Source organism: Porphyromonas sp. C0041D3 (assembly GCF_056590575.1).
In genome coordinates this window covers 1-1,178 of sequence record NZ_JBWPWJ010000017.1, presented here as the reverse complement: position 1 = coordinate 1,178, position 1,178 = coordinate 1, and the positions used below count along the sequence as shown (strand labels likewise).

General features: G+C 48.9%; 2 tRNA genes and 1 rRNA gene. All 3 read right to left on the bottom strand.

The window, feature by feature from the left end:
- Nucleotides 1-647 (bottom strand): 23S ribosomal RNA (locus AC1EKE_RS08155); the annotation flags it as partial.
- A gap of 319 nt (nt 648-966) precedes the next feature.
- Nucleotides 967-1,040, bottom strand: a tRNA-Ala gene (locus AC1EKE_RS08150).
- Between the two features lie 63 nt (nt 1,041-1,103).
- A tRNA-Ile gene (locus AC1EKE_RS08145) sits at nt 1,104-1,177 on the bottom strand.
- Nucleotide 1,178: the final 1 nt, after the last annotated feature.

Here is a 1,178-nt window from a genome sequence, read left to right as displayed (position 1 = left end):
GACTGGGTCGCTTAGCCTTGCTGTGCATGGTAACTCGTAGGTTCATTATGCAAAAGGCACGCCGTCACCCCAAAGGGCTCCGACCGCTTGTAGGCATCCGGTTTCAGGTACTATTTCAATCCGCTATGAGCGGTTCTTTTCACCTTTCCCTCACGGTACTTGTTCACTATCGGTCTCTGAGAAGTATTTAGCCTTGGGAGATGGACCTCCCGGATTCATACAGGATTGCACGTGTCCCGCACTACTCAGGTACTCTCTACGCTTCACTTCGCTTCGGTTACCGGACTATCACCGTCTATGGTGGACGTTTCCACGTCACTTCTCCTCGCGTCACTCTTGCGATATCGAGAGCCCTACAACCCCGGCAATGCCTTGCGACACTGCCGGTTTGGGCTCGTCCCCGTTCGATCGCCTCTACTAGGGGAATCACTAAATTGTTCTCTCTTCCTATGGGTACTAAGATGTTTCAGTTCCCCACGTTCGCTCCATCTTATGGATGGTGGCAAGCAAGCTTGCCGGGTTGCCCCATTCGGATATCTGCGGATCAAGTCGTATTTGCCGATCCCCGCAGCTTTTCGCAGCTTATCACGTCCTTCGTCGCCTCTCAGAGCCAAGGCATCCACCGAATGCCCTTCTTTCGCTTTATCTATATCTTCACTCTCTCCAATATATATCGAAAAAAGTGCCTACATATCGATAACTCTACTCGTCTATCATCAGTAACTTATGTATTCGCCGTACTACTCGTAATTTGATTATCAAGTATACTCTAACACGCTTCACAGATTTACTCGTCTTGCACTTATGAAATCGCTACCTCCGCACACTCAACTCCCTTACGAGAATCGATGACGAAAAGTCGTATAAAAACCATAGTGAAAAAACTCTCTCTCTATGTCTAGCGTTTAATACATCTTACTTTGTATTCCGTATGTCTATGATCTCTTGCGTCTCGAGGACGCGTCGTGGAGAATAAGGGAGTCGAACCCTTGACCTCCTGCTTGCAGGGCAGGCGCTCTAGCCAACTGAGCTAATCCCCCGTCATAAGTCGCTCGTGAGAGCTCTTATGTCCCTAATAACCCTTATTCCCGTTCTTTCTTTCGTAGGCCCAGGCAGAGTTGAACTGCCGACCTCTACATTATCAGTGTAGCGCTCTAACCAACTGAGCTATGAGCCTG